General features: G+C 40.7%; 2 protein-coding genes and 1 pseudogene. All 3 read right to left on the minus strand.

Going from position 1 to position 4,494, the window contains the following annotated elements; translation table 11 throughout:
- Nucleotides 1-1,503, minus strand: a 1,503-nt coding sequence (locus tag F6K54_RS40895) for a choice-of-anchor Q domain-containing protein (RefSeq protein ID WP_293090200.1), incomplete at its 3' end; no start/stop codon positions are given.
- Nucleotides 1,504-2,524: 1,021 nt separating this feature from the next.
- A complete protein-coding gene (locus F6K54_RS40900; protein ID WP_293090202.1) occupies nt 2,525-4,105 on the minus strand; it encodes a right-handed parallel beta-helix repeat-containing protein in 1,581 nt (526 codons plus the stop codon).
- A 118-nt stretch (nt 4,106-4,223) separates the two neighbouring features.
- Nucleotides 4,224-4,463 (minus strand): annotated as a pseudogene (locus tag F6K54_RS40905) (RNA-guided endonuclease InsQ/TnpB family protein); the annotation flags it as partial.
- Nucleotides 4,464-4,494: the final 31 nt, after the last annotated feature.

Consider the following 4,494-nt stretch of genomic DNA (forward strand, 5'->3'; position numbering starts at 1 on the left):
TGGAGTTGGTGGCTCTGGTTCGGGAGCTGGTGGCTCTGGTTCAGGAGCTGGTGGCTCTGGTTCGGGAGCTGGTGGCTGAGGTTCCTGTACTTCATAAGCACCGATATCTACCGTACCGTTGATAATGCGATCGAATCCCTGCCCTCGTTGGTCGAACGTTAATCCTGTTGCACCTCCGTTGTCTCCTGCATCAATAGCAATACTACCGGGGAGTAAGGCATGAGTTTCAGTGGAACCGCCGTTATTTTGTAGGGGACCCAAACCAGGATCGCCTGATAAAAATGGATTGTAATGGCCGTCTTCAATCAGGTTGTTGACGTTAGTGTCGATCAGGCTATTAGTCAGGACGGCATCGCGACCAGTGCTGTTGGCAATGATGGTATTCGTGAGGTTTGTCCTTCCATTACTAAATAAGCCACCTCCAAGTCCATCAGCGGAATTATGAGAAATGGTGGAATTAGTAATCGTTGCGATACCAGAACTACTGAAAATACCTCCACCATCCGCGCTCTTACCTGCTGTACTGTTATAAGAAATAGTAGAGTTAACAACGGTTAAATTGCCATTTTTACTGTAAACTCCGCCACCATCTGTTTTATCTAGACCAACTGCTGAATTACCTGAGACAGTTGAATTGGTAATTTCTAGATTGCCATTGCGGCTAAAAATACCGCCCCCATCAGCAGATCCGACCTCAGTAGTCATAAATGTCGAATTATTAGCGATGGTTGAGTTTGCGATTGTTGTATTACCATGGCGGTTATAAATCCCACCACCGCTACCAAAGGCAGTTCCTTCAAGAGTATTGCCAGAAATAGTAGAATTAGTAACTGTTATATCACTATGCCAACCGTAAAGTCCACCACCATCACTCAAACCACCAGTGACTTTATTACCGGAAATATTGCTATCAATAACGTTGAGCTGACCATTGCGGATGGACACACCACCACCGTCAGGATCGTCACCAAAATTATTTTTAAATTGGGGATTTCCGTCGGCTAATTGTCCCTGAACTTCATTGTTAATAATATCCGTGTTGATGATAGTTAAATTATTATTGTGGCTGTCAATTCCGCCACCATCAACTAATATATCATATTGACCCTCAATGCCGATTGAAGTATTGCCGGAGATGGTACTGTTTTGAACAGTCAGATTTTCTGAGGTGAAAATTCCACCACCACCACCTATTGGATTACCTCCAGTAATGGTCAAGCCATCTATGAACACATCAATCACATCGTCACTGCCGTTATCGATATTGAAGACCCGGAAGCCATTCTGTTGTGCATCTACTGTCAACAGATTTGCACCCAATCCATTGATGGTGAGAGAATTGGTGATGGATAATTCTCCACTGGTTAGTCCAATAGTCATTCCATTGAGAGAACTATCAAAGGTAATGGTATCAGCATCCGGCGTTGCATTTGCCATCGCAATAGCTTCCCGCAGACTGCCATTACCCGCATCCATGGTGTTGGTTACATTAAAAGTTGCCATAAAACTAGAATCTCCTGTTTATTTTGTTTAACTTTATTTGAATAGGACTTATGTAGTAGAAAGTATTTCTGTTATTGCAACTGACAGGGTTTGCGCAGCAGTCAGGAACGGAAAGCAATCTCAAACGCTACTTTTTCGTACCTCGTGCATAAGCACTGTTGAATTTAGAAACTTTTTTGGATAAAAACACCATAAATCTGATTTTGACAAGACTTAATATTAATAATAAAATCTTGCATAGCACAGCAATAGGTTAGAGATATTTATGCAAAAAAGATTTGAGTTTAGTATAATATGAACTTGATCGCTTTTCAGTAATTTTTCAGTAGCTTTACAGAATCTTCATAATACCTAAGTATTCAATTGACTAATTTTTGAGTATCTTTACAGAATCTTCATAATACCTAAGTATGTAAGCATTCAGTAGTCAGCCATCAGCTATTGCTGTTATCTCAAACTAAAAGCTTTACTAATTTGTAAGTATTCAGCGGTCAACTATCAGCTGGTGACAATAGGAGAAAACCTTCTGCCTTCTGCCTCCAGCATAGCTGCCTTCCTTCCACCAAAGTCTAATATTATGTTCGGATAAACACATACTATAAAGTCATTGCGACTGGAACGGAGTGGAAGGAAGCAATCTCAGGGGTTTGAGATATCTCTTTTATCTATATCCTAATCATAACTATTCAACCGAACATGATATAATTATTCAACCGGACATGATATTAGTTATACCGTTTCACGGAATTCAAAAGTCAAAAGTCATGCATTATGATTTGATGCGTTATATCATGTCCGGTTAAACAGTGATAAATAAATAACTACGGAGGAGTCAGGAGTCAAGAGTCAGGAGTCAGGAGGAAAGAGGGAAGAAAGAAGAAGAACTGGAGTTGAAGGAGAAAGTTTTTTTATAACTAATTATCCGGACATGATATTAGTAATTTCAGCAAATTATTCGACATCTAAAGTTTGAAACTATTTGTAACAATTGGTATTACTCCTAAAATGTTGCGCAACTGGTTTACTCACTGCTGCTACTGTAGTTTACCTTTCTGAAAAAGGCTATAAGTAAAAATGCTACAAAAAAAAGACTGAAAATCATGCCTGAGATCAAGTCCGGATAATTAGGACTCAACAATAAAGATTGAGGTTCGGGAGTTAGGATTAGTGGTTGTTGTTGCTGTACTTCATAAGCACCAATATCTACCGTACCATTGATAATGCGATCAAATCCCAGCCCCCGTTGGTCGGACGTTAATCCAGTTGCACCTCTGTTATCCCCAGCATCAATAGCAATACTATCGGAGAGTAAGGCATGAGTTTCAGTGAAACCACCGTTATTTTGTAGGGGACCCAAACCAGGATTGCCTGATAAAAATGGATTGTAATGGCCGTCTTCAATCAAATTGTTGACGTTAGTGTCGATCAGGCTATTATTTAGGACAGCATCGCGACCAGTACTGTTGGCAATAATGGTATTAGTGAGGTTTGTCCTCCCTTCACTAAATAAACCACCTCCACGTCCATCAGCAGAATTATCAGAAATGGTGGAATTGGTAATCGTTGCGATACCAGAACTACTGAAAATACCTCCACCATCAGCGCTATTACCCGCAGTACTGTTATAAGAAATAGTAGAGTTAGCAACGGTTAAATTGCCATTTTTACTGTAAATTCCGCCACCATCTGTTCGATCTAGACCAACTGCTGAATTACCTGAGACAGTTGAATTGGAAATTTCTAGATCGCCATCGCGACTAAAAATACCGCCCCCATCAGCAGACCCGAACTCAGTGGTCATTAATGCCGAATTATCAGCGATGGTTGAGTTTGCGATTGTCGTATTACCGTGGCGGTTATAAATCCCACCACCGCTACCAAAGGCAGTTCCTTCAAGAGTATTGCCAGAAATAGTAGAATTAGTAATCGTTATGTCACTATACAAACTGTTAATCCCACCACCATCACTCGTACCACCAGTGACTTTATTACCGGAAATAGTACTATCAACAACGTTGAGCTGACCATTGAAGATGGAAACTCCACCACCGTCAGGATCGTCACCAAAATTCTTTGGATGTTGGGGGTTTCCGTAGGTTAATTGTCCCTGAACTTCATTGTTAATAATATCTGTGTTGATGATAGTTAAATTACTATCGTGACTGTCAATTCCCCCACCATCAAAGAATTTTTCAAATTGGTCTTCGATACTGATTGAGGTATTGCCGAAGATGATACTGTCTTTAACAGTCAGATTTTCGGAGGTTAAAATTCCACCACCACCACCACCTATGGGATTGCCTCCAGTAATGGTTAAGCCATCTATGAACACATCGATCAGTTCGTTACTGTCATTATCAATATTGAAGACCCGAAAGCCATTCTGTTGTGCATCCACTGTCAGCAGATTTGCACCTAATCCATTGATGGTGAGAGAATCGGTGATGGATAATTCTCCACTGGTTAGTCCAATAGTCATTCCTGTGAGGGAACTATCAAAGGTAATGGTATCAGCATCTGGCATTGCATTTGCAATGGCAATAGCATCTCGCAAACTGCCATTACCTGCATCCATAGTGTTGGTTACATTAAAAGTTGTCATAAGATGAAAATCTGCTTCATAAAACTGATACAACGCGTCACAAAAAGTGATAAATTGATGTTTACTTCCTGCTTTCCTACGGAATGCTACGCAAACAACTGAGACCGTCAGCGGTTACTCATCCACAGGCATTCACGGTCAAGCCGACCGCATCTCTTAAATTAATTGAGGCATTCAAGTCTCGGTCAATTGATAGACCACATTCTGGGCAGTCATAAGTTCTGATGTTTAAAGGCATATCTTGTACATGACCACAACTAGAGCAAGTCTTAGAAGATGGAAAAAATCTGTCTACTACTACTAATTCACAGCCGTACCATTGGCACTTGTATTCAAGCTGTCTTCTAAACTCGTAAAATCACTATCTGCTAACTGATTTTCGCCAGCTA

It is taken from the genome of Okeania sp. SIO3B5, assembly GCF_010692555.1.
Lineage (GTDB): Bacteria > Cyanobacteriota > Cyanobacteriia > Cyanobacteriales > Microcoleaceae > Okeania.